The organism is Ruegeria sp. E5 (assembly GCF_056534105.1).
In genome coordinates this window covers 67,165-89,190 of record NZ_JBQFPA010000005.1, presented here as the reverse complement: position 1 = coordinate 89,190, position 22,026 = coordinate 67,165, and the positions used below count along the sequence as shown (strand labels likewise).

Sequence of the window (22,026 nt, the reverse complement as noted above, 5' to 3'; positions counted from 1 at the left end):
CTATAGCGCAGACTACTGCTGATTTTTCTTCCGCCTCAGATCAGGCGGCAGTAACAAATCCAATTCATCATCGGTAAAGAAAAGTTCCTCGTTATTCTTTAGCGCCTTTTGCGCCTGAGAGTATGCCCTACTGTTAGTCCCGGGCGCGTTAGCATAGATCGCCTGTAGCTCGGTAAGTAACTGATCTCTCGTGTTGATAACTCCTTCAGGCGTTTTCATCCCCGTTGCAAGGTCTGCAATCAGGGAAAGATAGCGCTCCCTAATCAGCCAAATCTTTGATGCAGCTTCTCGATGTGTCTGTGCCAGTTTTCCCCAATCATTATCCTTTAGATAAGTGTTCAGGATAAGCAGCAACGTTGACGCAACCGCCGAAACCAACAAGCCAGTCTGGTTCTCACCAAGAAGCGTTTGCAGGATGCCACCAGTGGTGACGGCAGATAGAACGATCTGAGAGTTCTTAACCCAAGCTAGCTGCGTCTGCAGAATATCGGCACACTTCTCGTGGATTTTGTGAGAATAGGCCACACGCCCATAGCTCTCTCTCAATTGCCCTTCAAGTGCTATGCATCCGGTCTCATGATGGGAATTTGGTTCCAAAAATCTCTTTCCACTTCTGCTTGGCTGACCATTCCATTTTGGGGTTGCGTGTCTCGTAGTCTATTGCTGCCAGCGTCAGATTGTGACTTTGCTTGGCTCTGTATTGAAACGCACCTTTCTTGTAGACCCGCTGACCACTTCCGGGTGCAAGCCAATAGCTTTTTTGTGTATCTAGCTTGGCAAGATAATCAAAAAAGTCTCGACACATATAGTCATAGTACAAGAACGACTTATCCCGGTAGTCCCACGAGGCGATGAATTGATAGGCTAAAGTGTCAATCAACATCCCGCTAATCGGAACGTTCTGGGCAGCCTTCCAGTGCCTCATCATCCGGCAAAGAGGTATAAGATTTTTGTTGACCACCAGATTGCGGTTACGCATCGCTTCCAGTTCTGGCAAAGGGTTTGTCGTCTTCCAACTGCCACCATTGTTAGCGTTCGCGAAAGTGAAACGCCCGTCGGAATGCTTGAAGGCCGGAACAAGCTCGAACTCAATTCCATCAGTAAATGGTATGGATATCACCTGACCGTCGGCCTTGATTCGCGTAACGGAGTAAGTCTTTTCCACAGAATTTTTTACTGCTTGAAGCAACGATGACTGACCGTTGTAAGCGTAGGCATTGAACTTGCTATAGACGCTCCATGGGAGCCGAAATAGAAAGTCCACGTCGCTAATTAGATTTGTAGCGGTGTTTCGGCCATAGGAACCAACATACCAACTGTTTTGGGTTTCAGATGTGTTGTTCCAAAAATCTGTATTGAGGCGCTTTGTAAGCGCCCGATAGCGCTGAGAAATCGCATACTTCTTATCTACGGTTATGTTGCTGCAAAAATCACTGAACCAATTTGCTACGCTCATTCAATGGCCTGTTCTTACTTTTCAATCCTCGTTGCGGCGCACAGTATTGTTTGGATAAACGGCTGCAAGCGGGAAATCCCAAATTGAGACGCTCGCTCTACAGATAACGCTAAAGCGACAAGTCCAGCGGTGATCCAACAACCGAGCTACTAGGGATCAACAGAGAGCGACCTGAACCTGACAGATAGGAAGTAGGTTCCTTAGAAGATTGGCGGGTATGTTGGCGGGTAGCTGGTAAAAACCGCCATATTTTCCAATGAAATCAAAGTGTCGGGCGACACATAGTTTTGCCATTCGGCGACATCTAAGTAATTGATTTTATGAAAACTTGGTTTTCTGAAGCCCGCAAACTTTGCCATTTGCGACTCAAAGGCTTTCCATCAAATCAGAATGGTCAAAAAGCTGCCACTAGTCTTCAGTGCTACTTCTATAACTGAGCCTCCTATGTTTGATTGACACCAACCAAATCAGAATAAGAACGCTCACCGCGAGTGATTTGACGTTTGAGGGTGTTCGTTGCTGCTTTTACTTTACCCTCGTCCAATAGCGATGTGATCGCTTGATGTTCCTTGAAAGATTTCTTCGTTCGATTGGAACGTTTGGACAGGTGTGTCCGCATAGTTTGGACGATATCACTGACTTTTTGATATCCATCCCGCAGGTAACTGTTTCCGCAGGACCTGAAAAACGCGTCGTGAAACTCGGCGTCAAGTTCCAAGTACTGTTCGAATTCATCCGCTTCCTGCGCTTCCGACATCTTCGAAACAATTGTAGACAGCTCATTGATCAGAACCGAAGGGTTCTTTTCAAGCGCCTGCTCCAAAGCTGCAGATTCCAGGATTAGCCGATACTGGCAAAGCTGCACCACGTCCTCTTGAGAAAGAGAGAATACAAAGGCTCCTCGATGAGGAAAGATCTGAACGAGGCCCTGAAGATTCAAAGCTGATAGAGCTTCGCGAATCGGAGTTTTGCTGATGCCCATGGCATTTGACAACTTCACTTCCGGCAACGATTCACCCAATTGAAACGTGCCATTGATTATGCCTTTTCGGATATGCTCTTCAGCAGTTTTACTCAACGAATCCGGGCGCTTAATCGGCAAAATCTCGGTCATTTTCACTTCGTCCTATTTCGTCTCTCTAACACAATAGCACATGTAAGCTTGATTTCTATATTATATCTGATATCTCAGATAATAGATCGAAAAAACTAAATCCGTGGGAGGATACCTTGTTCAAGAAATCAACATTGGCGCTTGGCGTCGTCATGTCAGCCGGGCTTGCTTTTGCAGCATCCGCTGAAACAGTCATTAAGGTTGGGCATGGCGCAGCAGAAGCGTTTCATATGCATCGCGCGCTACTGAAATTTGAAGAACTGGTCGAAGCTGGCTCGAATGGTGAGATCGACGTACAGATATTCCCTTCGTCGCAGATGGGCCCTGATCGCGAAATGATCGAAGGTGTTCAAACCGGCGTTCTGGAAATGGCCATTCCTCCTTCCTCTTTCTTCGCGGGCTGGGATCCGGCTTTTGCAGTAATTGAACTGCCCTACATGTATTCCTCCAAGGACATCGCCTTTGATGTTCTTGATGGTGATGCTGGTGATGGCATGCTTGCACGGGTCGAAAACCAGGGATTGGTAGGTCTTGGCTGGCTTGAATTGGGTGTACGCAATGTGACCAACAATGTCCGCCCGGTTGCAACCCCCGCAGATCTCGAGGGTGTCAAGCTACGTACCATGAAGGTTCCGGCGCATGTGGCGACATTCGAAACGCTCGGGGCCAACCCGACGCCAATGAACTTTGGTGAGGTCTATTCTGCTCTCCAGCAAGGCGTCATCGACGGCCAGGAAAACCCACTGGCGATCATTACCTCACAGCGTTTCTACGAGGTTCAGAAATACCTTTCGACCACCGGCCATGTCTTTGCGGTCTATATGCCCGTCATCTCCAAACCGTTCTTTGACTCGCTGTCCGCAGAGCATCAGCAACTGGTCCGGGACTCGATGGCCGCCGCACGTGAATATCAGGCTGAACTGGTCGCGAGCGAAGATGCGGAACAACTGGAACAGATTCGTGCTGCTGGTGTCGAGGTTCTGGAACTGACTGCAGAGCAGCGACAGGCCTTTGCCGACAAAACCGAAAGCGTCCGTCTGCAGTATCGCGACGAGGTTGGCGCTGAAGCCTATGACGACTGGGTAGCAGCGGTTTCCGCAGCGAGCGGAAGCTGACCCTCGGACTACTCAGCCAATACGGGCACCCGCGCCATGAAAGTTCGGGTGCCCCTTTCGTTCAAGGGGAGGTGAACGGTGTCGGTTATCAAATGGATCGATATGAATGCCGAAAAGGTCTTAGCCAGTGCACTTTTGGCCGCGATTGTCTTGTTGATCTTTGGAAATGTGTTCATGCGCTACATTCTGAATGCCTCTCTTTCATGGGGCGAAGAGCTAACGCTTTGGCTGTTTGTATGGTTTGTCTGGCTAGGCGTCAGCTATGCGTTCCACACAGGCGATCATGTGCGTATCACGGTCCTGCGTGATGTCCTGAGCGAGCGCGCAAGGCTTTACGCGGATGTTGTGATCGCGCTTCTTGTCCTTGGATTTCTGATCGTTCTGACAATTGAATGCATCAAGCTTATCCGACAGCCTTTTGTCGCCAGCCAGACTTCGGTCGTTTTGGGGCTACCGATTCCGATCCTTTATGCTTCGGCGCCGATTGGCGCGGGCCTGTCCGCGATCCGCGTCACTCAACATCTGAACCGAACCCTGCGTCTGATCGCAGGAACCAAAGCGTGAGGAACCCGGCATGCTTGCAACAACGCTTTTCTTGACGCTCTTTGCCCTGTTGCTCTTCAGCGTGCCTATTGGCATCTGTCTGGGATTGGCCACTATGATCGTGATGGTCTTTGTAGATGGCACGCCACCCATGGTTCTTCTGGCACGGTCGGTGGTAACAGGCGCGGACTCCTTTCCTCTAATTGCCGTCCCTCTGTTCATATTGGCAGGCGACCTTATGCAGCACGGTGGAATGTCTCGTCGACTGGTTGGGTTCGCCAATGCACTGATCGGTCATATCCGGGGTGGGCTGGCTTATGTGAACGTGCTCGCCTGTGTGTTTTTTGCCGCCATATCCGGCTCATCTCCTGCGACCGTAGCCGCCATCGGGTCGAACATGATCCCAGAGATGGAAAAGGTCGGCTATACGCGCAAATTCAGCGGCGCATTGACAGCATCCTCAGGAATGATCGGTGTAATGATCCCGCCAAGTATTCCCTTCATCATCTATGGTGTTACTGCCGAGGTTTCGATCGGCAAACTGTTTCTTGCAGGCGTTGTTCCTGGCATCCTTTTTGCCCTCATGTTCATGTTGGTCGCTCGTGTTCTGCTGCGAAAGGACGAGGTTGTTCAGCAATCGACGACTACGTTCTCAGGCCCGGGCGTCTGGCAGAGCTTCCGGTCTTCCATCTGGGCGCTATTGGTGCCGGTAATTATCCTTGGGGGCATCTACAGCGGTATCTTCACCCCAACCGAAGCCGGTGCCGTGGCCGTAGTCTATGCCGCTTTCATCGGCATATTCGTCTATGGCGACATCACCCTCAAAGACCTGCCAGAGGTTTTGGCGGGCAGTGCAAAGACCAGCGGGACCATTCTGATATTGGTGATCATGGCGACCGCCTTTGGCAGGTTGATCACGCTCGCAAGAATCCCGACAGAGCTCGCAACAACGATCACCAGCCTGTCCGACAACCCAATCATCATCCTGTTGCTGATCAATCTGCTGTTGTTGGTGATCGGCATGTTCATGGAGACGATTTCGTCGATCATCATCATGACGCCGATCCTGCTGCCGGTTGCAACCGCGCTGGGTGTCGATCCGATTGTTTTTGGTGTCATCTTGACGGTCAACCTGGCCATTGGGTTCTGCACACCGCCATTGGGTGTGAACCTGTTCGTGGCCAGTAGCATTTCCAAGGTTTCCATCGAAAGCCTCAGCCGGGCGATCCTGCCATTCTTTGTCGGCATGCTGATCTTGTTGATGTTCATCACCTATGTGCCCGCAATTTCCTTGGCCCTGCCATCCCTTTGGTGACCGACTGAGGAGCTTCAAACGTTAGACAACGAACAGAGGACCCGGATGGATCTGGACCTTTCCCACCCGTCGATAGAAGACCTTCGGAAAACCGCACAAAAGCGCATTCCGAAGTTTGCTTTCGAATACCTCGACAGCGCGACCGGCCGGGAGCTGGGATTGAAGGTCAACCGTGACGCACTGGATGCCATCGGATTCATGCCGCGTGTGCTATGTGGCCGAACAAAGGCCGACCTACAGACTACATTGATGGGTCAAAAATACGATCTGCCTTTCGGGATAGCACCGGTAGGCATGTCCGGCCTGATGTGGGCAGGAGCAGAGCGGATGCTTGCCAAGGCAGCGGTTGCTCACAACATTCCGTTCTCGTTGTCCAGCGTGGCGGTTGCTTCACCGGAAGATGTGGCACCTTACATTGGCAATAACGGATGGTTTCAGCATTACCCGGTGAACTCCGGCGATCTGCGCCGCGCGATGCTGCCGAGGATTAAGGCAGCGGGATTTCATACGCTGATTATCACGGTGGACGTTCCAGAAGAGAGCCGGCGCGAACGACAGCGCCGCGCCAATCTGACGGTGCCTCCAAAAGCTGACCTGCGCACGCTGAAAGAAATGGCGTCACGACCCTCCTGGTGCCTTGCGCATCTGCGCGAGGGCATCATGCCACGTATGCGGTTCTTTGACGATTACGTCCCGACACGCGGGCGAGAAAGCTTTACCCATGCAGGCGCTCTGATCCGTGGGATTCCAGATTGGGACTACCTGCGCGAACTGCGACAGGAATGGGAGGGTCACCTGATCGTCAAGGGTGTCCTGCGGCCGGAGGACGCGCAAGAAATGGTGGCCGAGGGCGTGGATTGCATCTGGGTCTCAAACCACTCCGGGCGTCAATTCGAAGCCGGACCCGCGGTCATTGACCAACTCCCAAACATCCGCGAGGCGGTCGGAACAGATGTGCCACTGATCTATGACTCTGGCGTTGCCTGGGGATTGGACATCATGCGTGCCTTGGCGAAAGGTGCAGATTTCGTCATGGTCGGACGCGCCTTTCAATATGCCGTTGCAGCGTTCGGAGCACGAGGGATCGACCATCTCGTTCACATCCTGAAAGCTGACATAGAGGCCAACATGAGCCAGCTTGGCAGCGAAAACCTCGGCAGTCTGGCAGAGCACCTTCTGAGAACCAGCTGATCGGCAATTCCGACGTGCGGCGTATCAGACAGGCGTGTTGTCATCCCCGTCAATCAGTCCCTCCACGATCAGATCCGCAGTTGAGCGTGAACATGCCATTGGCAGATCATATACCGTGGCGAGACGGGTCAGAGCCTTAACGTCGACGTCGTGTGGCATGGGCGACAGAGGGTCGACAAAGAAAATCAATGCATCCAGTTTCTCTTCGCAGATCATGGCGCCGATCTGTTGGTCGCCTCCGAGTGGTCCGCTTTTCAAGCAGGTAACATCCAGTTCTGGATAGGCTTGCTTAATGCGACTACCGGTAGTCCCAGTCGAAAAGATTTGTACTCTGGACAGGCGGGCCAATTGCAGACCCACCCATTCAACGATTTCGTCCTTTCGCGCATCATGCGCTACAAGCGCGAAACGCGGCGCATCACCGGATGAATTGTTCAACGTAATCTTCTCCAAGACCAACTTCCCCGAAGTGTTTTCGGCACAGATCAATCTTGGTAAAGACATCTTCGTAGCCAGTGACCTTGCCCCACGGATCAACATAGCACATCACGCCATTGACCTGGAAATAGGTGACCATCTCTTCAACATCGTCGGGAACGACCAAAGTATGAGTCTCACCCGGCGGCTCAAAGACATATCCCCCCTCTTCCGCAACCCAATCATGTTCCAGATAATGCCAGCGCCCTTTCAGAACGAAGCCGTGGACTGGCTGTGGATGGCGGTGCCGCGAAAGAACACCAGCTTTGCGTACTTTGAGAAGGTTCATCCAATAACCTTGCGAGCGGTTCAGGCAGAGCGGTCGGAACCAGACGTTCTCTGCCTGCGGAACCCATAGTCTGTCGTCCTCACTCATGGCATTCGGGATCACGATCTCGTCTTGCGCATCCTTGGGGAATGGCAATTGATATGGCATTCGGGCGGTGTCATCGTCATTCATAGATTTTCCTCACATAGCGAGATAACCGCCATCGACCGGATAGATCGATCCGGTCACAAAACTGGCGTTTTCACTCAAAAGCCATTGCACAAGCGCACCGACTTCTTCGGGTTTCCCCCAGCGCTTCATAGGCGTACGCGCCATGATCCCCGCTGTTCGTTCAGGGTCTTCCCGAAGGCCCTGGGTCATCTCTGTCTCAATCCAACCCGGCGCGATGGCATTGACCCGGATACCGTCTTCGGCCCAGCGACCTGCGAGCGCCTTGGTCAACTGTGCCACGCCGCCCTTGGAAGCGGAATACGCCGGAACCAAAGGCCCACCAAAGGTACTGAGCATAGAGGCGGTGTTGACGATGGCCCCACTCGCTTCAGCCAACAATGGATGCGCGGCAAGACAGCAGCGCATGGTGCCTGTCAGATTCACATCGAGCACCTTGGCGAAGACGTCGATGTCATATTCTTCGCCACGCAAAAGAATACCTGCGCAGTTCACCAAGGCATCGAGACCCGTGAGTTCGCCGAATACATCATTGATGGACGTCTGGTCGGTGACATCCAAGAGCTGCACCTTTAACCCGTCCCGAGGCTCGAATGCATCCAATTCGGATTGGGAGGCGGATGCGGCAATGACGGACCAACCTGCGTCTGCCAACGACCGTGCAACACCCGCACCAATCCCTCGCGTACCGCCCGTTACAAGCGCCTGTTTCATCCAAGTTCCTCCAATACACTGGTGAAGGCGCGCGCGCGCCTGCCGATATCATCCAATGTATAGCTCGGTTTGAACAGTGCGGATCCCAGCCCATACCCATCTACACCCGCAGCATGATATGACGCCATCGTATCCGGCGTTATGCCCCCTACCGCAGCGACGACTGCGTCTGCAGGCAATACGGCGCGCATGGCAGCAATGGCAGCTGGCGGCACCATTTCCGCCGGAAAGAATTTGAGGACCGATGCTCCGATATCCAACGCCGTAAAGGCCTCGGAGGGCGTCATGACTCCTGGACACCAATAAAGATCCCGAGCGACAGCCGCGCGCCCGACGTCCGGGTTCATATTGGGCGACACGATGATACGCCCGCCTGCATCAGCAACCGCTGCGACCTGATCCACAGTCAACACTGTGCCAGCGCCGACGATGGTCTGAGCGCCATGTTTCACGGCGATCTGCCCTATCGATTCCAGCGGGTCCGGTGAGTTGAGCGGCACTTCGATTATCCGAAACCCGGCATCGAAGAGTACATCAGACACCGGGCGCGCATTTTCTGGTGCTAGCCCCCGCAAAATCGCAATCAGCGGGTTCTCGGCAAGAGCTGCGGTGAGGTCAATCATCCAACCAACCCCGCAGCGCGAGCAATCAGAAAATGCCCTTTCGCAACGATATCATCTGGCGCGCGACGGCTGTCGAAACCAGCAGTTCGAAGCGCTATTTCGTATCGGTCGGACAAGTCGCTGCGTCCAACAACAGTGATCGTGCCGACGTCTTTTACTTCGCCGGTCGCGGCAGCAACCTCGGTCCCGATCAACAAGCCCGACAAGTAGTCGGCCGTGGCAACCTTTGGGATTTTGCCCATGAGAGGAAGCGTCCGAACATGAAACAGGCTGTGCAGCAGGTTCGACTCACCACTGAGGCCCGCCTTTACGCCCATCACGAATGCGTCTTCGCTGAAGGCGTCCTCCTTCATCAATGTGCCAAGGATCGTGTGTTCTTTCAGCGCCGAAAAGATCTCACCTGTCATGTAAGTCGAGAAATCCACGATCTTCCCGTCCGCAACCTGAACCCATTTGCTGTGCGTTCCCGGCATCACGAACATACCTTCGCTCAAGCCTAGCGAAGATGCCCCAATGATCTGGGTCTCCTCGCCGCGCATTACGTCCGGTCCTCCAGCATGTTCTGTCGAAGCACCGGTCACAAAATGAATACGCGCTCCGTTGGCCGCTTCGTGCGGGACCAACGCTCGCGCAAGACCGCCAGCACCCAGCGGCATTTCAGCATATTGCGTTTCTACCCAACCATTGCGGCTGGTGATCATGCCAGATGCCAGGATCGGCAGGTTAGCCTTGGCGACCCAAGGGCCGATGAGACGGTCAAGGACCGCCTCAAAGGTTTGTCCCGCAACCTGCATGATACCTTCAGGCGACGAGACCCCATCGATCACCTCGCCCTCCGCACCAATGAGAAATGCACGGAACGATGAAGTGCCCCAATCTACGCCGATCAGCGCCGGCTCAGATGCGACCGAATTCATTCAGCAGATCCTCGACAGTTTTGCCTTGGGCCACCCATTTACGGGTTTCCTCCTCACGGTCAGCTTGCTCTTGAGCAAGGCGCACGGTTTCTTCGGCGATTTCTTGTGGAATAACGACGACGCCCATTAGATCAGCTACAATGAAATCGCCGGGGTTTACGACGACGCCACCACAGGCAATTGGCACATTGATCGAAAGTTCTTCTTTACGTTCCGAGAACATCGTGTGCGTTCCACGCGGTGTGATCGCGCGCGTCCAAATTGGCCAATTGATGTCTTCCAGCTCATCTGTGTCGCGCCCTGTGCCATCAACGATCATACCGCGTATGCCACGATTCTTGGCCAGACCGCCCATTAAACCGCCGCAGACTGACGTTTGACGATCACCACCCGCGTCCACGACGATCACGTCCCCGGGTTGTCCCATTTCAAGCGCTCTCAAAGGATCGACCAGATCACCTTTTGAAAGCTGAACCGTCACGGCCTGGCCTGTAACCTTGGCACGGAAAGCGGGCTTGATGGCGCTGTCCATCACGCCTGTTCGGTACTGCACATCCGCAAAAATGGCAGCAGCAGAGTACGCCTCCAACACCTTGTCGAATTTTTTGAGAAGTTCCGGGTTTCTTTCAAAATCATTGAAAACCCTGAGGTCCGTGCTGACGTCTGGCATTCTTGTCTCCTGTTATGCGGTAGATACGGCCAACGCGTCGGCATTGACTGTGTAGTCGGGGTTTTGTCCTGTCAGGACCTTGGCCACCTGAGTGGCCGCAGTGACCCGCGCTGCGTGTATGGATTCCTCGGAATAGTAGGCCGCATGTGGCGTTACGAGGACGTTGGGCAGTTTGAACAACGGGTTGTCATCAGGCGTCCAGTTGGCGCGCTTGGCCGGTTCTTCTTCGGGGTCGTCGAGCCCTGCGGCTGCCAGATGGCCTTCGGTCAGCGCCCGGAACAGGGCTTTGTTGTCGACCGTTGGTCCGCGTCCAGTGTTCACGAGTATCGCACCGGGTTTCATGACCGAAAATTCGGCATCCGACAAAAAGTGATGCGTGTTCGGCGTCATCGGCGCCTGCATCAGGATATAGTCGGACCTTGCCAGCAATTCAGGCTTGCTCACCAGCTCGACCCCAATCTTTGCCGCGACTTCTCTTGGCAAATACGGATCGTAGGCGATGACCGTAACTCCGAAAGATTGCGCTCGCGCTACGATGGCTTGCCCTATTTTTCCCAGCGAGACGACACCCATCGTCCGCCCGCGCAACCGGTAGACCGGCTGCCCGCTTTGCCACTTCCAGACCCCTGCATGAGTGGCCCGATCATAGTCGGGCAACTTGCGCGCCAGGGTCAGCCAAAGGGCAATCGCGTGATCGGCGACTTCCTCGGTGCAATAGTTTTGCACGTTGGTAACGAGGATGCCTTTTTCCGTTGCCGTGCCGACATCCACGATATCTACGCCTACGCCATAACGCGCGATGACCTCGCAGTTCCGCATCCGCGTAATCGTTTCCTTCCCGATCCGGGCATATTGATTCATCATCGCTGCGCAATGCGGCGCGACATCAAACAGGTCTTCCTGGCGCTTGGCCTGAAGCGCAATCACCTCGGCTCCTGCGGCTTCCAGGATTTCCGTCTCAACGGCAACATCACCAAAGTCGTAATCGGTTATCACGACCTTGGGTTTGTCCGTTCTGGGGGAAAAGTCGGCGCGATCAGTCATAAGCACCCGCCGAATAGGTCAATTCGTACGAGTGGCTGTAGAGCTCGAAGATGTTGCCAAACGGGTCTTCCATATAGACCATGCGATAAGGCTTTTCACCTGGGTAATACTTGCGCACTTGGCTCATGCGCTGGCGCCCGCCCAGGTCTTCGATAACCTTGATGCGGCCTTCCAGATCCTCGTCCTGTACGCAGAAGTGAAACAAGCCACGCCGCCAATATTCAAACGGGCGTTCTTCTTCGACGGTCTTCGGGAACTCAAACAATTCAATGCCAACACCGTCGCCCATTGACAAGTGCGCGATGCGGAAGCTTCCCCAACCTTCCCCAAACACATCGTCGCACATCTGACCGATGGCGCTTTCGTCATGCAGGATTTCAGTTGGTTCCATCAGCACGTACAGGCCGAACGCCTTGGAATAGAACTCCACGGCTTTTTCTAGGTCGGGAACTGTGATGCCGATGTGAGAGAAAGTGAGAGCGGCCATGTAGGGCTCCTCCAGTTAGCAGTTAAAGAATATTGCGAACGATGCCGCCTTCGATCCGATGCGCAGAACCATTGGAGGCTGTGCTTGCAGAGATCGTGACGATCATGCGGGCGACTTCGTCTGGTTGGACAAAGCGTTGTATGAGCGATGTGGGCTCATCTGATTTGAAGTAATTGTCGACGATCGTGTCGAGCGGCTCACCCTTTTGATCGGCGAGGCCGTCAAAATAGGCTTCGACACCTTCGGTCCAGGTTGGACCAGGCAGGATCGAGTTAACCCGGACTTTTGTCCCCTTTGTCAACTCTGCCATGCCACGTGTCAGACCTAACATGGCAGTTTTAGTGACAGAATAATGCACCATCTGAGGTAGTGGTTTCACTGCCGCTTCGCTGGCCATGTTGATGATAGATCCCTTATCCCGGCCAAGCATTTCAGGCAGGAAAATCCGGCTCATCCGAACGGCGGACAGGACATTGATGTTGAAGTAATGCATCCAGTCGTCATCCGTGAGATCCTCGAACGGTTTGACCGAAAAGATGCCAACATTATTCACAAGAACGTCCACCGCACCGCGCTCGCGGGCAAACTCTGCCAGAGTTTCCGCATCAGTGGTTTTGGTTAAGTCGGCCGCAATGCCTTCGACCTTGCCCAGTGATGACAGGTCGTCGACGCAGTCGAACACTTCCGCCTCGGTCAGGCCATGCACGATGACCCGCGCGCCTTCTTCCAGGTAGACCCGCGCAGTGGCTTTGCCTATGCCGGAACCTGAACCAGTCACCAGGACCAGTTTATTTTTGAGCCCCAGATCCATCTCAGGCCTCCTTCTTGACGTTAGATGACTGCTGCGATGAAGTGCGGCCGAACATTCGACCCATCAAGCCCGAAATCTCCGCGCGCCACATGTCTATGCCGACGGCCAACAGAATGATCAGGCCCAACACGATGTTTTGAACCGAAGATGGCGCAGCGTTTAGGTTCAAACCATTCTGGACGATAACGATTGTCATCGCCCCCATCAGCGTGGCGAGGATGTTGCCGCGGCCGCCTGCAAGGCTGGCTCCGCCGACAACAGCAGCGGCAATGGCCTGCAGTTCCAGCGTCTGGCCATAGTTGGGCGAACCAGAGTTGAGGCGCGCTGACATCAGGATCGCACCAACCGCAGTCATGAAACCTGCGATGACAAATGTTGTCGTCTGAACTTTACGTACGTTGATACCCGTCAGAACGGCAGCAGCTGGGTTACCACCCACGGCATAGATCTCACGGCCGAGTTTCGTGAAGTTCATAGTGAACGCGGCAAGGACGTAGAAGAACACGAGGTAGAAGAAAGGCATCGGAACGCCGAACAGCTTGCCGTAAAAGATTGGCTCTAGCGCGGGATCCAGCGAGAAGATCGGAGACCCATTGTTGAAGGTCAGCGCAAGGCCCCTGAAGGCAATCAACGCCGCCAATGTTGTGATGAAAGACGGGATACGCCCGTAGGCTGTTATCAGCCCAATGAACAGACCAAGCAATCCGCCCATGAAGAGAATGAGTGGCAACGCCAGAACCAGTGGAATGCCGACAAATTTCAACATCTGCGCAAGGATCATGGTCAGCAAAGCCACCATAGACCCGGAACTCAGATCGATGCCCGCAGCGAAGATCACGATAGTAGACCCGATTGCGATCAAGGCCACGATGCTTACCTGTAGCGACAAGTTAGAAAGGTTGCCCGGGTTCAGGAAGCGTTCCGTCGTAAGTGCCACGATCAGTGCGACGATCACCATTGCTGCAAATGGTCCGATCAACTGGGTGTCAAAGATCCGCTTCATGCGAAAGCCTCCTTAGGCTTGGATTGAGGAGTGTCGGCGGACGCGCGCACAAGGTCGTCATGAGTAAGGTTGGATGCATCGACTGTGCGCACTATCGTTCCGTGCTGCACGACGGCAATCCGATCGCTCATCGCAAGCAACTCATCATGGTCTGAACTGATCAGAATGATCGATTTTCCCGCCCGCGTGAGCCTGTTAATCAGCTTGTAAACAGCGATCTTGGCGCCGATATCGATCCCCTGCGTCGGTTCATCAAGGATCAGGATGTCAGAGGCTGAGAACAGCCAGCGTGCAATCACAATCTTCTGCTGGTTACCACCAGACAAGAAGTTGACCGTCTTTTCCTCAGCCTGGGTCGAGATTTCCAGATCGCGGATCAGGTCATGGGTAGCTTGCTCTTCCGCCTTAAGATTCAGCACGCCGAACCGGCTAAGCCCGCCGAGGGAGGCTGCGGTTACGTTCCCGCTTGCGCGGAAATTGAAGAACAACCCGTCAAACTTACGGTTCTCTGGAACAAGGGCCAATCCAGCACGGATAGCATCGATTTCCCGGCGGAAGCGAACCGGCTTGCCGTTAAGTGTTATCTGTCCGCCCGTCAGCTCGTCTGTCCCGAACAGGGCGCGAGCGATTTCTGTGCGGCCACTGCCCAATACGCCACCCAAGCCCAGAACTTCACCCCGGTGCAACGAAAACGATACATCTTTCACGCCCGAATTGGTGGCCAGACCCGCCGCCTCCAGCACAATATCCTTGGTGGCGTTTTGCTCCTTGGGATAATGCTCACCAATGTCCTCACCGACCATTGCGCTGACAATCTCAGAGACGTTGATGTTGGTCTCGCCACTTGCGCGCACAACACAGCCGTTGCGCAAGATCGTCACCTCATCAACGATCCGTTCAACCTCATCCAGCCTGTGCGAAACATAGAGAATGGCTGTGCCGCGTTCGCGCATATTGCGCAGTAACTGGTGCAGGCGCTCAATTTCATCTTCACCCAATGCCGCCGTCGGTTCATCCAGGATGATCATGCGGGCGTCCATCGCGACTGCCTTCGCGATCTCGACCAGTTGTTGCTCGCCCACCGATAGCGAGCCGGTTATGGTCTCGGGTGAAACATCGACATTCATTTCCGCCAAAACACGAGCGGCTTCGTTGTGGACCTTGGCCCAGTCGATCACGCCAAAGCGGGACCGAGGCATATTGCCAAGGAAGATGTTTTCGCCAACCGACAAGGTGGGTACGATCGAGAATTCCTGAAAAACTGTTGCGACACCCAGTTCACGTGCCGCCTGCGGGTCGCTAATCGTGACCGGCTTGCCATTGTGCAGGATTTGACCGCTATCGGGTTGCTGTACGCCGGACAGAGTCTTGATCATGGTCGACTTGCCACAGCCATTTTCACCCAGCAGCCCATGAATGGAACCGGGCATAAGCCGGATGCAAACCTTGTCATTCGCCAAAACCCCGGGATAGGCCTTGGTGATATCGACAAACTCCCAAAGTGGCGTTGCGGGTGTCATTACGATTGCCTCGTTAAAAGCGAAACTCGGTTGAGTTGCGACCCGGCAGCACGCGCACGCGCCACCGGGAAGCGGGGAGAAAGCTCAGTACTCTTTGGACGGCTGCGGGAAGAGCTTTTCTGGCTCTTGCAGCACGCTGATTGCACCGTCTTTGTCTTCAATTGATGTGGGCGTTTCGATCCAGCCGCCGGGATAGGACCCGTTGAGCGCATCAATGGTTGCGTGCATAGCCGCTTTACCCATCAAAAACGGTGAGGTGTTGACGGTTGCCGTGATGTTGCCAGCCGCAATTTCTTCAAGGCCGGACGTGTCGCCATCATTGCCCAAAAGGACGATGTCACTGCGGCCAAGCGCTTTCGCCGCAAAAGATGCCCCGATGATCATGTAGTCGTTCGCCGCAAAGATCATGTCGAGATCGGGGTTCGACTGCAGGATGTCCATACCAGCAGTGTTGCCGCCCTCAACGTTCCATTTACCGTCGATAGACACCACAACGTCGAAGTTTTCGTTGCCCTCGATACCGTCGAGGAAGCCGCCAACACGTTCGGTCGAGTGATAGCCAGGCTGCCCTTCGATAATGCCGACCTTCAGCGGTTGATCACCATAAGTCTCAATGGCCCAATCAGCGATAGCATGTGTGCCGTTGCGCTGGGAGTACCCGACAACGCCATGAATTGGTGTCGGGAAGTTCGGGATGTCCGAATTGATCATCAGAACCGCCATGCCCTTGTCTACTGCCTGCTTTAGCAGCGGTGCGGCAGCAAATTCATCGTGTGTCCCAAAGATGATCGCATCCACATCCTGCGTCAGCACATCCTGGATCATACCCATTTGGCCATTGATGTCCGCGCCGGACTGGGGCGCAAGCATGAAGACTTCGACCCCGGCCTCAGCAGCAACCGCTTTAATGCCTTCACCGATGGCGATGTAGTAGTTGAACTCAGTCGCCGGCGGCATATACGCGATCCGGAACGTTTCGTTCTTGGGTTCTATCGCGTCGATTGGCGCTTGTGCCCCGTCCTCAAGTGGAACCGGTGCCGGATAATTTTCCGCCAGAGCGACCGTTGCCAGCGTGGCGAACCCCGCAGCAAGCGTAGTGGTCATAAGCGTTTTCAACATAGTTTTCTCCTCCAGAATTTCGTTGGTTATCCTTTGAATGGCGCGTCGATCACGCCACGAACGCCAGGTGTCACAGCAAAGAGGCCGCCGGATTCCGGTTCTTTTGCTAAAGCTGCTTCGTCACTCATCAGCCTTGAGGTCGTGATGAACAGCGTGTCGAGATCAGGGCCACCGAAAGCGCAACAGGTGGGCTTCCAGACCGGCACCTCGATCACGCGATCTATCGTGCCGTCAGGTGCGACGCGAACAACGCGATGGCCTTCCCATTCGGCGTTCCAGACGCCCCCTTCGACATCGACACAGGACCCATCAGGCAAGCCAGGCTCATCATTGAAAGAAGCATGCCGCCGACGGTTCGAAACGGTTCCACTGCGGGCGTCGTAATCAAATGCGACGATTTCCCGATCCGGGGTATCCGCGAAGTACATCGTCTCACCGTCGGACGTAAAGCAAGTAGAATTGGCGCAAGACACCCCTTCGATAATCGTCCGTACACTCAAATCCTTATCGACGCAGATGACTGACGAATCGGCTTTACCAGAAACTTCGTTCATGCCTCCAACAATCAATCGCCCCTGGCGATCAGTTCGCCCATCGTTCAGCCGGGTCTCCGGATTGCTCGACTCGAACCGTGCCACGAGGGTTTCCTCGCCATTGGGCGAATCGAACAAGACAACTCGATCCGCATAAGCAACAATCAGACCGCCAGACGCGCGCGGCGCGAAGCAACACACACGCTCCGGCATTTCATGAGAGGCGGTTTCTGACGTTGCAGGATCAAATGACCAAAGCGCGCAGCCCTCAATGTCGGTCCACCAGATAAGGCCATCGGCGGGATTCCAGAAAATCCCTTCCCCGTGCAGGTTCTTACAATCGACGACCAACTCTGCGCGCACTTTTTGATCTCCTAAGTACATTCTGATATCTGATATACCAGCTTGCCTAATCTGGTGTATCAGATATCTTGCATCTGGCAACACCTTTTTTTGGAGATATCCTCAGATGGCGCTTGAGAGACCCAAGTCTTTGCGTGAACTCGCACTGGAACACTTGCGGAATAGTATTATCGATGGCTCCCTGAAAATGGGTCAGGTTTTGTCGGAGCGAAAAATCTCCGAAGAGCTGGGCGTATCGAAATCGCCGGTCCGCGAAGCACTCGCTCAACTACGTGACGAAGGGTTGGTCAGTATCGAGCCTCAAAAAGGCGCACGTGTTTTTTCACTGTCTGAGCCGGAAGTGACTCAGATCTGCGATTTCAGACAGGCCATCGAAACTGCCGCCTTTGAACTTGCGTTGTTGCGGAACCCGGAAGGTCTTGCCGGCGACATGCAGCGTGTCGTGAAGGACATGGAGAAAGAACGCAGGCGAGGTAATGAAAAGGGCTACCTTTCACTGGATACCACATTTCATCAATTGATTTTTGAACATGCAGGTAACGACTACCTGACGGCCAGCTATACACGCTACATCGGTAAGATTGCCGCATTGCGAACCCATTTGGCGAAGCTGCCACAGCATACTGAGCTCTCCTTCGATGAGCATTCGAAAATCGCTATTGCCGTTCGCGAAGGCGACATGGCCAAAATCAAATCTCTTCTCACTGCGCATATTGACCGCACCAGACAGGCCTACAAAAGCGCCGCCATCGTCCTCGAAGGAGCGACCGCATCCTAGCAAAAACGTAGCTTCGTTGTGACGGGGGCGGGCCAAAACGGCGCCGCCCCTTTCTCTTGGGCACCTCCCGGTCTTTTCTTTTTCAGTTGACATCTGAGATATCAGATGCCAATCAAAAGGCGGGAGGAAGCTTGTATGACGCCAGTAATGAAGCCTGATTCACCGGGGCTACAGCCACTGATCCAGCTGGATCGGGTTGGCAAAAGCTTCGGCACGAACATTGTTTTGGATGGCGTCGACTTTGAATTGAGACCCGGCGAAGTTCACGCGCTTTGTGGGGAAAACGGCGCCGGAAAATCCACCTGTCTCGGCCTGTTTTATGGGCTTCACCAACCCTCTGCTGGGCGTATCCTGTGCGACGGCAGGGAACAGCGAGTCGAAAGCCCATCGCACGCGCAATCCCTGGGCATCGGCTGTGTTTTCCAAGAGCTCAGCCTCGCTGGCGCGCTCTCTGTCGCGGAAAACATCTACGCGGGCCGCGTACCCACCCGGTTCGGCGTAGTTGACTGGCCCGAACTGCGCCGCCGAGCGGAGGCGTTGCTGGCGGAATTCGGTCTGGATATCGACGTCTCAACACCCGTGGAAAACTTGCCGATCAGCTCCCGCCAGATTGTTGAAATCGCCAAGGCTCTGTCGTTGAATTCCCGCGTCCTTTTGCTGGATGAACCGACATCGGCATTGGCACCCGACGAAGTAGACGTACTATTTGAAGTCCTAAAGTCCCTGACAAAAAAAGGGATTGGCATCGTCTATGTCAGCCACCATATGGCCGAGATTTTCCAGATCTCGGATCGCATTACCGTTTTGCGAGATGGGCGCCACATCAGCACTTTACCGGTTTCGGAAACTTCTCAGGAACAAGTCGTCGCCGAGATGATCGGCGGCGCTCACCCCGGTGATGTCACGCGGTCAGGTAAGGTTAACGGCGAAGAGGTTTTGCATGTCCAACACCTAACCCATCCAGGTGAATTCGAAGACATTTCCTTCTCCATTAAAGCCGGAGAGATTGTAGGCATGGCGGGGTTGATGGGCGCTCGCCGCAGCGAGATTGTTCGATCGATTGTCGGGCTGATGCATGGCGCGACCGGGGAGATCAGACTTCACGGCAAGCCTGTTAACTTTGCGTCCTTGCGGCAGGCGATGCGTGCTGGGGTCGGGTTTGTTCCCGAAGAACGCAAGACTGAAGGCCTCTTTCTGGAACAATCACTCAGCGACAACCTGATCGCGGCGAGTCTTTCCGATCATGCGTCCGCTGGGTTCATGCGTTCGGGCTCGATCAAAGCAGCCAGCCAAACAGCCATTGACGCCTTCAGTGTCAAAACCAGCGGGATTAACGAACTTGTTGGTGATCTCTCAGGGGGCAATCAGCAAAAGATTATGTTGGCCAAGTGGCTCAAACGCGCGCCAGCTCTTCTGATCATTGAGGAGCCCACAAAAGGGGTCGATGTCGGAGCCAAATTCCAAATCCACACGGAACTTTTGCGTCGAGCAGCCGAGGGAATGGCCATCCTCGTCGTGTCATCCGATTTTCCCGAACTTGTCTCTCTCTCGACCCGCATCCTTGTCGTCCACGACGGTCGCCTCATGGGAGACATCGCAGCCGCTGAGGCAACCGAAACCACGCTTCTTCAAATGGCCGCCGGAAATTCCGCCCCAATTGTTGATGCGCCCCAATCCAATCAATCAGGAGTCGCGACGTGACCATGACCGCTCAAGCCAACTTGCCCATGAAGCGTCCGCTGCTGCGCCGTGTTTTGCAAGCTTTTGTCGATATTCGTGAACTGACGCTGATCGTTCTGATCGCCGCCATCATCATCGTGATGTCCAACGTTAATCCCTATTTCCTCAGCTTCTCGAACTTTCGAGCCGTAGCCGTGGGCATGGCCCCCACCGCGATCATCGTGATCGGTATGGCGATCCTACTTGCATCCGGCGGGTTCGATCTTTCCGTTGGATCGGTTATGGCTTTGTCTTCTACCGTCGTAGCCATGCTGCTTTTGACCGGCATGCCAATTCCGCTCGCTGTTGTATGCGGATTGGTGCTGGGTGGAATTGTCGGCGTAGTGAACGGTTTGCTGGTGACCGGCCTCGGGATCAATCCGCTTATCGCAACCCTCGGCACGATGTCGATTGCGCGAGGCATCGCTCTTGTCCTGACGGAAGGTTTCTCTGTCTCAAGCCTGCCGGCATCATTTGCCTGGATCGGTAAAGCTGACATAGGCGGCTTTCCGGTAATCGTCTTGTTCACCATTCTGCTCGTCGTCCTGTTTGACCTGGCCGTCCGCCATACACGCTTTTTCCGCCAGGTCTATTTCATCGGCGCCAATGAAAAGGCCGCGATGTTGTCAGGCATCCATGTCACACGCGTGCGTATCATTCTGTACGCACTGACCGGTATTCTGGCTGCTTTGGCGGGTGTATTGCTGGCCTCCCGCCTGATGAGCGGTACGCCCACGGCAGGCAACGGTATCGAACTTCAGGTTCTGGCGGCTGCGGTCATCGGTGGCGCATCCCTACGCGGCGGCGAAGGTACTATTCTCGGTGCTTTCCTCGGCGTCGTTTTTGTCGCGTTGATCAACAACACTATGACGATGCTGGCCGTATCGATCTACTGGCAGATGATCGTCATCGGCGGTGTGCTCGTTACAGCGGTGGCCTTGGACATGCTGATCCGAAGCAAACGGGGCTAATCCATAAGCTTTCCAAAACCCAACAACTACCAAAGATCCAAAACAGGGAGACTACGATGACTGAATTGAATGTGAATCGGCGCAGGCTGCTGACAGCGGGTACCACCGCTGGATTGGCCGCAGCGTTCGGACTGCCCATGCTGTCCAAAGAAGCCATGGCACAAGCGGCCGGCAAAGAGTATGTGTTCCTGTCCATCGTAACGCAGGTGCCGTTCTGGGTGGACTATCGCAATGCGATGGAAGACCTTGAAGAGTTAATGGGCATCAAGGCCACATTCACCGGCCCGTTGGATTTCGACACGGCCGCACAAGCACGCCAATTGGATGAACTGATCGCAAGACGTCCCGCAGGCATCCTTATCTTCCCCGGTGATCCGGCCACTCTGGCTCCCGGCGTCGAACGTGCGGTCGAGGCGGGCATTCCGGTCACATGTTGTATTGGCGATATTCCCGACAGTCCCCGGTCCACATTCCTTGGTATCAACGGCGTTCAGGCAGGACGTGTCGGAGGTGAAATGCTCGCGCAAGCGATTGGCGGGAAAGGCAAGGTTATCCTCGGCACTTTCCCTGCCCCCTCCACATTGGAGCGGGTCGAGGGGTACAAACAAATCTTTGCTGAGAAATACCCAGATATCGAGGTCGTCGACGTCGTCAACGATAAGGCCGACCCGTCCTATGCGCCGACAGCCTACCTTCAGGCAATTCAGGCGAACCCGGATATTGTTGGCATTGGCGGCACGGACGGCGACAGCGGCAAAGGCGCGGCAATTGCCGTCAATGAGGCGGGACGCAAGGACATCAAAATCGTCGCGATGGACCGAAATGATGATATGCTTCCCTATATCGAAGACGGCACAATTCACGGCGCTGTGGCTCAGAAATCCTATCTGGAGATCTTTCTCGCCTTCCACATGATGCATTGGCAGAACACTGATGCGCTGAAGGTCTTGCCCGATTGGAAGGCGGCTGGCATCAATCCTCTACCCGAGCGCGTTGAAACCGGGGTTATGCCGATTACTGCCGAGAACGTCGTCCAGTTCAAGCACACCTAAGGGATTGTCCCGGCGCATTCGATCGCGCCGGGAA

General features: G+C 54.4%; 24 protein-coding genes. 8 read left to right on the top strand and 16 right to left on the bottom strand.

Annotated features, from left to right (window positions below; genetic code table 11):
- Window positions 1–12 precede the first annotated feature (12 nt).
- The 3 genes from ACR0BI_RS17645 to ACR0BI_RS17635 all read right to left on the bottom strand — a co-directional run bounded on the left by ACR0BI_RS17645 (window position 13) and on the right by ACR0BI_RS17635 (window position 2,570).
- Entirely contained in the window at window positions 13–546 is a 534-nt protein-coding gene (locus ACR0BI_RS17645; protein ID WP_480562643.1) for an SLATT domain-containing protein, read from the bottom strand.
- Window positions 547–574: 28 nt separating this feature from the next.
- Complete coding sequence (locus ACR0BI_RS17640; RefSeq protein ID WP_480562644.1) at window positions 575–1,456, bottom strand: SMODS domain-containing nucleotidyltransferase; 882 nt, start codon at window positions 1,454–1,456, stop codon at window positions 575–577.
- A gap of 442 nt (window positions 1,457–1,898) precedes the next feature.
- Window positions 1,899–2,570, bottom strand: a complete 672-nt coding sequence (locus tag ACR0BI_RS17635) for a GntR family transcriptional regulator (protein ID WP_480562645.1) — start codon at window positions 2,568–2,570, stop codon at window positions 1,899–1,901.
- A gap of 116 nt (window positions 2,571–2,686) precedes the next feature.
- Between ACR0BI_RS17635 and ACR0BI_RS17630 the strand changes: the two genes are divergently transcribed.
- The 4 genes from ACR0BI_RS17630 (at window position 2,687) to ACR0BI_RS17615 (ending at window position 6,734) form a co-directional block, all read left to right on the top strand.
- Window positions 2,687–3,685, top strand: coding sequence for a TRAP transporter substrate-binding protein (locus ACR0BI_RS17630; protein WP_010437266.1), 999 nt, complete (start codon window positions 2,687–2,689; stop codon window positions 3,683–3,685).
- A 78-nt stretch (window positions 3,686–3,763) separates the two neighbouring features.
- Window positions 3,764–4,249: a TRAP transporter small permease gene (locus ACR0BI_RS17625; RefSeq protein WP_480562646.1), complete on the top strand. Its 486-nt coding sequence runs from the start codon at window positions 3,764–3,766 to the stop codon at window positions 4,247–4,249.
- A 10-nt stretch (window positions 4,250–4,259) separates the two neighbouring features.
- Window positions 4,260–5,543 (top strand): TRAP transporter large permease, encoded by a 1,284-nt coding sequence (locus ACR0BI_RS17620; RefSeq protein WP_010437263.1) that lies wholly within the window; start codon window positions 4,260–4,262, stop codon window positions 5,541–5,543.
- 45 nt (window positions 5,544–5,588) lie between these two features.
- Window positions 5,589–6,734, top strand: coding sequence for an alpha-hydroxy acid oxidase (locus tag ACR0BI_RS17615; RefSeq protein WP_480562647.1), 1,146 nt, complete (start codon window positions 5,589–5,591; stop codon window positions 6,732–6,734).
- A gap of 24 nt (window positions 6,735–6,758) precedes the next feature.
- Here ACR0BI_RS17615 and ACR0BI_RS17610 read toward each other — a convergent pair whose 3' ends face one another.
- From ACR0BI_RS17610 to ACR0BI_RS17550, 13 genes are all read right to left on the bottom strand, one after another.
- A complete protein-coding gene (locus ACR0BI_RS17610; RefSeq protein ID WP_480562648.1) occupies window positions 6,759–7,172 on the bottom strand; it encodes a methylglyoxal synthase in 414 nt (137 codons plus the stop codon).
- The gene (locus ACR0BI_RS17605; RefSeq protein ID WP_010437260.1) at window positions 7,153–7,671 is read right to left on the bottom strand and encodes a 2,4'-dihydroxyacetophenone dioxygenase family protein; all 519 of its coding nucleotides are present in this window, start codon (window positions 7,669–7,671) and stop codon (window positions 7,153–7,155) included. Before ACR0BI_RS17605 ends, ACR0BI_RS17610 begins: the two co-directional genes overlap by 20 nt.
- 9 nt (window positions 7,672–7,680) lie before the next feature.
- A complete protein-coding gene (locus ACR0BI_RS17600; RefSeq protein ID WP_170347545.1) occupies window positions 7,681–8,382 on the bottom strand; it encodes an SDR family NAD(P)-dependent oxidoreductase in 702 nt (233 codons plus the stop codon).
- Window positions 8,379–9,005: a 2-dehydro-3-deoxy-6-phosphogalactonate aldolase gene (locus ACR0BI_RS17595; RefSeq protein WP_170347544.1), complete on the bottom strand. Its 627-nt coding sequence runs from the start codon at window positions 9,003–9,005 to the stop codon at window positions 8,379–8,381. Before ACR0BI_RS17595 ends, ACR0BI_RS17600 begins: the two co-directional genes overlap by 4 nt.
- Entirely contained in the window at window positions 9,002–9,922 is a 921-nt protein-coding gene (locus ACR0BI_RS17590) for a 2-dehydro-3-deoxygalactonokinase (RefSeq protein ID WP_170765392.1), read from the bottom strand. The genes ACR0BI_RS17595 and ACR0BI_RS17590 overlap by 4 nt, the downstream gene beginning before the upstream one ends.
- Window positions 9,903–10,592, bottom strand: a complete 690-nt coding sequence (locus ACR0BI_RS17585) for an RraA family protein (protein ID WP_480492536.1) — start codon at window positions 10,590–10,592, stop codon at window positions 9,903–9,905. Before ACR0BI_RS17585 ends, ACR0BI_RS17590 begins: the two co-directional genes overlap by 20 nt.
- A 12-nt stretch (window positions 10,593–10,604) precedes the next feature.
- Window positions 10,605–11,636 carry a C-terminal binding protein gene (locus ACR0BI_RS17580; protein ID WP_480562649.1) on the bottom strand — a complete coding sequence of 344 codons (1,032 nt, stop codon included), beginning with the start codon at window positions 11,634–11,636 and terminating at the stop codon, window positions 10,605–10,607.
- A complete protein-coding gene (locus ACR0BI_RS17575; RefSeq protein WP_108861949.1) occupies window positions 11,629–12,123 on the bottom strand; it encodes a lactoylglutathione lyase family protein in 495 nt (164 codons plus the stop codon). The genes ACR0BI_RS17580 and ACR0BI_RS17575 overlap by 8 nt, the downstream gene beginning before the upstream one ends.
- Window positions 12,124–12,145: 22 nt before the next feature.
- Window positions 12,146–12,934, bottom strand: coding sequence for an SDR family NAD(P)-dependent oxidoreductase (locus ACR0BI_RS17570; RefSeq protein WP_108861950.1), 789 nt, complete (start codon window positions 12,932–12,934; stop codon window positions 12,146–12,148).
- A gap of 1 nt (window position 12,935) precedes the next feature.
- The gene (locus ACR0BI_RS17565) at window positions 12,936–13,937 is read right to left on the bottom strand and encodes an ABC transporter permease (RefSeq protein WP_108861951.1); all 1,002 of its coding nucleotides are present in this window, start codon (window positions 13,935–13,937) and stop codon (window positions 12,936–12,938) included.
- On the bottom strand, window positions 13,934–15,457 hold the full coding sequence (locus ACR0BI_RS17560; RefSeq protein ID WP_480562650.1) for a sugar ABC transporter ATP-binding protein: 1,524 nt from the start codon (window positions 15,455–15,457) through the stop codon (window positions 13,934–13,936). The genes ACR0BI_RS17565 and ACR0BI_RS17560 overlap by 4 nt, the downstream gene beginning before the upstream one ends.
- 84 nt (window positions 15,458–15,541) lie before the next feature.
- Window positions 15,542–16,576: a sugar ABC transporter substrate-binding protein gene (locus tag ACR0BI_RS17555; protein WP_480562651.1), complete on the bottom strand. Its 1,035-nt coding sequence runs from the start codon at window positions 16,574–16,576 to the stop codon at window positions 15,542–15,544.
- Between the two features lie 26 nt (window positions 16,577–16,602).
- Window positions 16,603–17,472 (bottom strand): SMP-30/gluconolactonase/LRE family protein, encoded by an 870-nt coding sequence (locus ACR0BI_RS17550; RefSeq protein WP_480562652.1) that lies wholly within the window; start codon window positions 17,470–17,472, stop codon window positions 16,603–16,605.
- Between the two features lie 106 nt (window positions 17,473–17,578).
- Here ACR0BI_RS17550 and ACR0BI_RS17545 point away from each other — a divergent pair, with 106 nt between their 5' ends.
- From ACR0BI_RS17545 to ACR0BI_RS17530, 4 genes are all read left to right on the top strand, one after another.
- Window positions 17,579–18,250, top strand: a complete 672-nt coding sequence (locus ACR0BI_RS17545; protein WP_170663106.1) for a GntR family transcriptional regulator — start codon at window positions 17,579–17,581, stop codon at window positions 18,248–18,250.
- Window positions 18,251–18,397: 147 nt separating this feature from the next.
- Complete coding sequence (locus ACR0BI_RS17540; protein WP_480562653.1) at window positions 18,398–19,951, top strand: sugar ABC transporter ATP-binding protein; 1,554 nt, start codon at window positions 18,398–18,400, stop codon at window positions 19,949–19,951.
- 2 nt (window positions 19,952–19,953) lie between these two features.
- Window positions 19,954–20,940: an ABC transporter permease gene (locus ACR0BI_RS17535; protein ID WP_174818509.1), complete on the top strand. Its 987-nt coding sequence runs from the start codon at window positions 19,954–19,956 to the stop codon at window positions 20,938–20,940.
- 56 nt (window positions 20,941–20,996) lie between these two features.
- Window positions 20,997–21,992 carry a substrate-binding domain-containing protein gene (locus ACR0BI_RS17530; RefSeq protein ID WP_010437236.1) on the top strand — a complete coding sequence of 332 codons (996 nt, stop codon included), beginning with the start codon at window positions 20,997–20,999 and terminating at the stop codon, window positions 21,990–21,992.
- Window positions 21,993–22,026: the final 34 nt, after the last annotated feature.

Bases quoted from the DNA above. Each gene is read 5' to 3' on its own strand.
- ACR0BI_RS17560 (WP_480562650.1), bottom strand. From the start codon at position 15,457: ATGACACCCGCAACGCCACTTTGGGAGTTTGTCGATATCACCAAGGCC.
- ACR0BI_RS17565 (WP_108861951.1), bottom strand. From the start codon at position 13,937: ATGAAGCGGATCTTTGACACCCAGTTGATCGGACCATTTGCAGCAATG.
- ACR0BI_RS17615 (WP_480562647.1), top strand. From the start codon at position 5,589: ATGGATCTGGACCTTTCCCACCCGTCGATAGAAGACCTTCGGAAAACC.
- ACR0BI_RS17620 (WP_010437263.1), top strand. From the start codon at position 4,260: ATGCTTGCAACAACGCTTTTCTTGACGCTCTTTGCCCTGTTGCTCTTC.
- ACR0BI_RS17570 (WP_108861950.1), bottom strand. From the start codon at position 12,934: ATGGATCTGGGGCTCAAAAATAAACTGGTCCTGGTGACTGGTTCAGGT.
- ACR0BI_RS17535 (WP_174818509.1), top strand. From the start codon at position 19,954: ATGACCGCTCAAGCCAACTTGCCCATGAAGCGTCCGCTGCTGCGCCGT.
- ACR0BI_RS17595 (WP_170347544.1), bottom strand. From the start codon at position 9,005: ATGATTGACCTCACCGCAGCTCTTGCCGAGAACCCGCTGATTGCGATT.
- ACR0BI_RS17545 (WP_170663106.1), top strand. From the start codon at position 17,579: ATGGCGCTTGAGAGACCCAAGTCTTTGCGTGAACTCGCACTGGAACAC.
- ACR0BI_RS17640 (WP_480562644.1), bottom strand. From the start codon at position 1,456: ATGAGCGTAGCAAATTGGTTCAGTGATTTTTGCAGCAACATAACCGTA.
- ACR0BI_RS17590 (WP_170765392.1), bottom strand. From the start codon at position 9,922: ATGAATTCGGTCGCATCTGAGCCGGCGCTGATCGGCGTAGATTGGGGC.
- ACR0BI_RS17580 (WP_480562649.1), bottom strand. From the start codon at position 11,636: ATGACTGATCGCGCCGACTTTTCCCCCAGAACGGACAAACCCAAGGTC.
- ACR0BI_RS17540 (WP_480562653.1), top strand. From the start codon at position 18,398: ATGAAGCCTGATTCACCGGGGCTACAGCCACTGATCCAGCTGGATCGG.
- ACR0BI_RS17530 (WP_010437236.1), top strand. From the start codon at position 20,997: ATGACTGAATTGAATGTGAATCGGCGCAGGCTGCTGACAGCGGGTACC.
- ACR0BI_RS17575 (WP_108861949.1), bottom strand. From the start codon at position 12,123: ATGGCCGCTCTCACTTTCTCTCACATCGGCATCACAGTTCCCGACCTA.
- ACR0BI_RS17600 (WP_170347545.1), bottom strand. From the start codon at position 8,382: ATGAAACAGGCGCTTGTAACGGGCGGTACGCGAGGGATTGGTGCGGGT.
- ACR0BI_RS17635 (WP_480562645.1), bottom strand. From the start codon at position 2,570: ATGACCGAGATTTTGCCGATTAAGCGCCCGGATTCGTTGAGTAAAACT.
- ACR0BI_RS17555 (WP_480562651.1), bottom strand. From the start codon at position 16,576: ATGTTGAAAACGCTTATGACCACTACGCTTGCTGCGGGGTTCGCCACG.
- ACR0BI_RS17585 (WP_480492536.1), bottom strand. From the start codon at position 10,592: ATGCCAGACGTCAGCACGGACCTCAGGGTTTTCAATGATTTTGAAAGA.
- ACR0BI_RS17605 (WP_010437260.1), bottom strand. From the start codon at position 7,671: ATGAATGACGATGACACCGCCCGAATGCCATATCAATTGCCATTCCCC.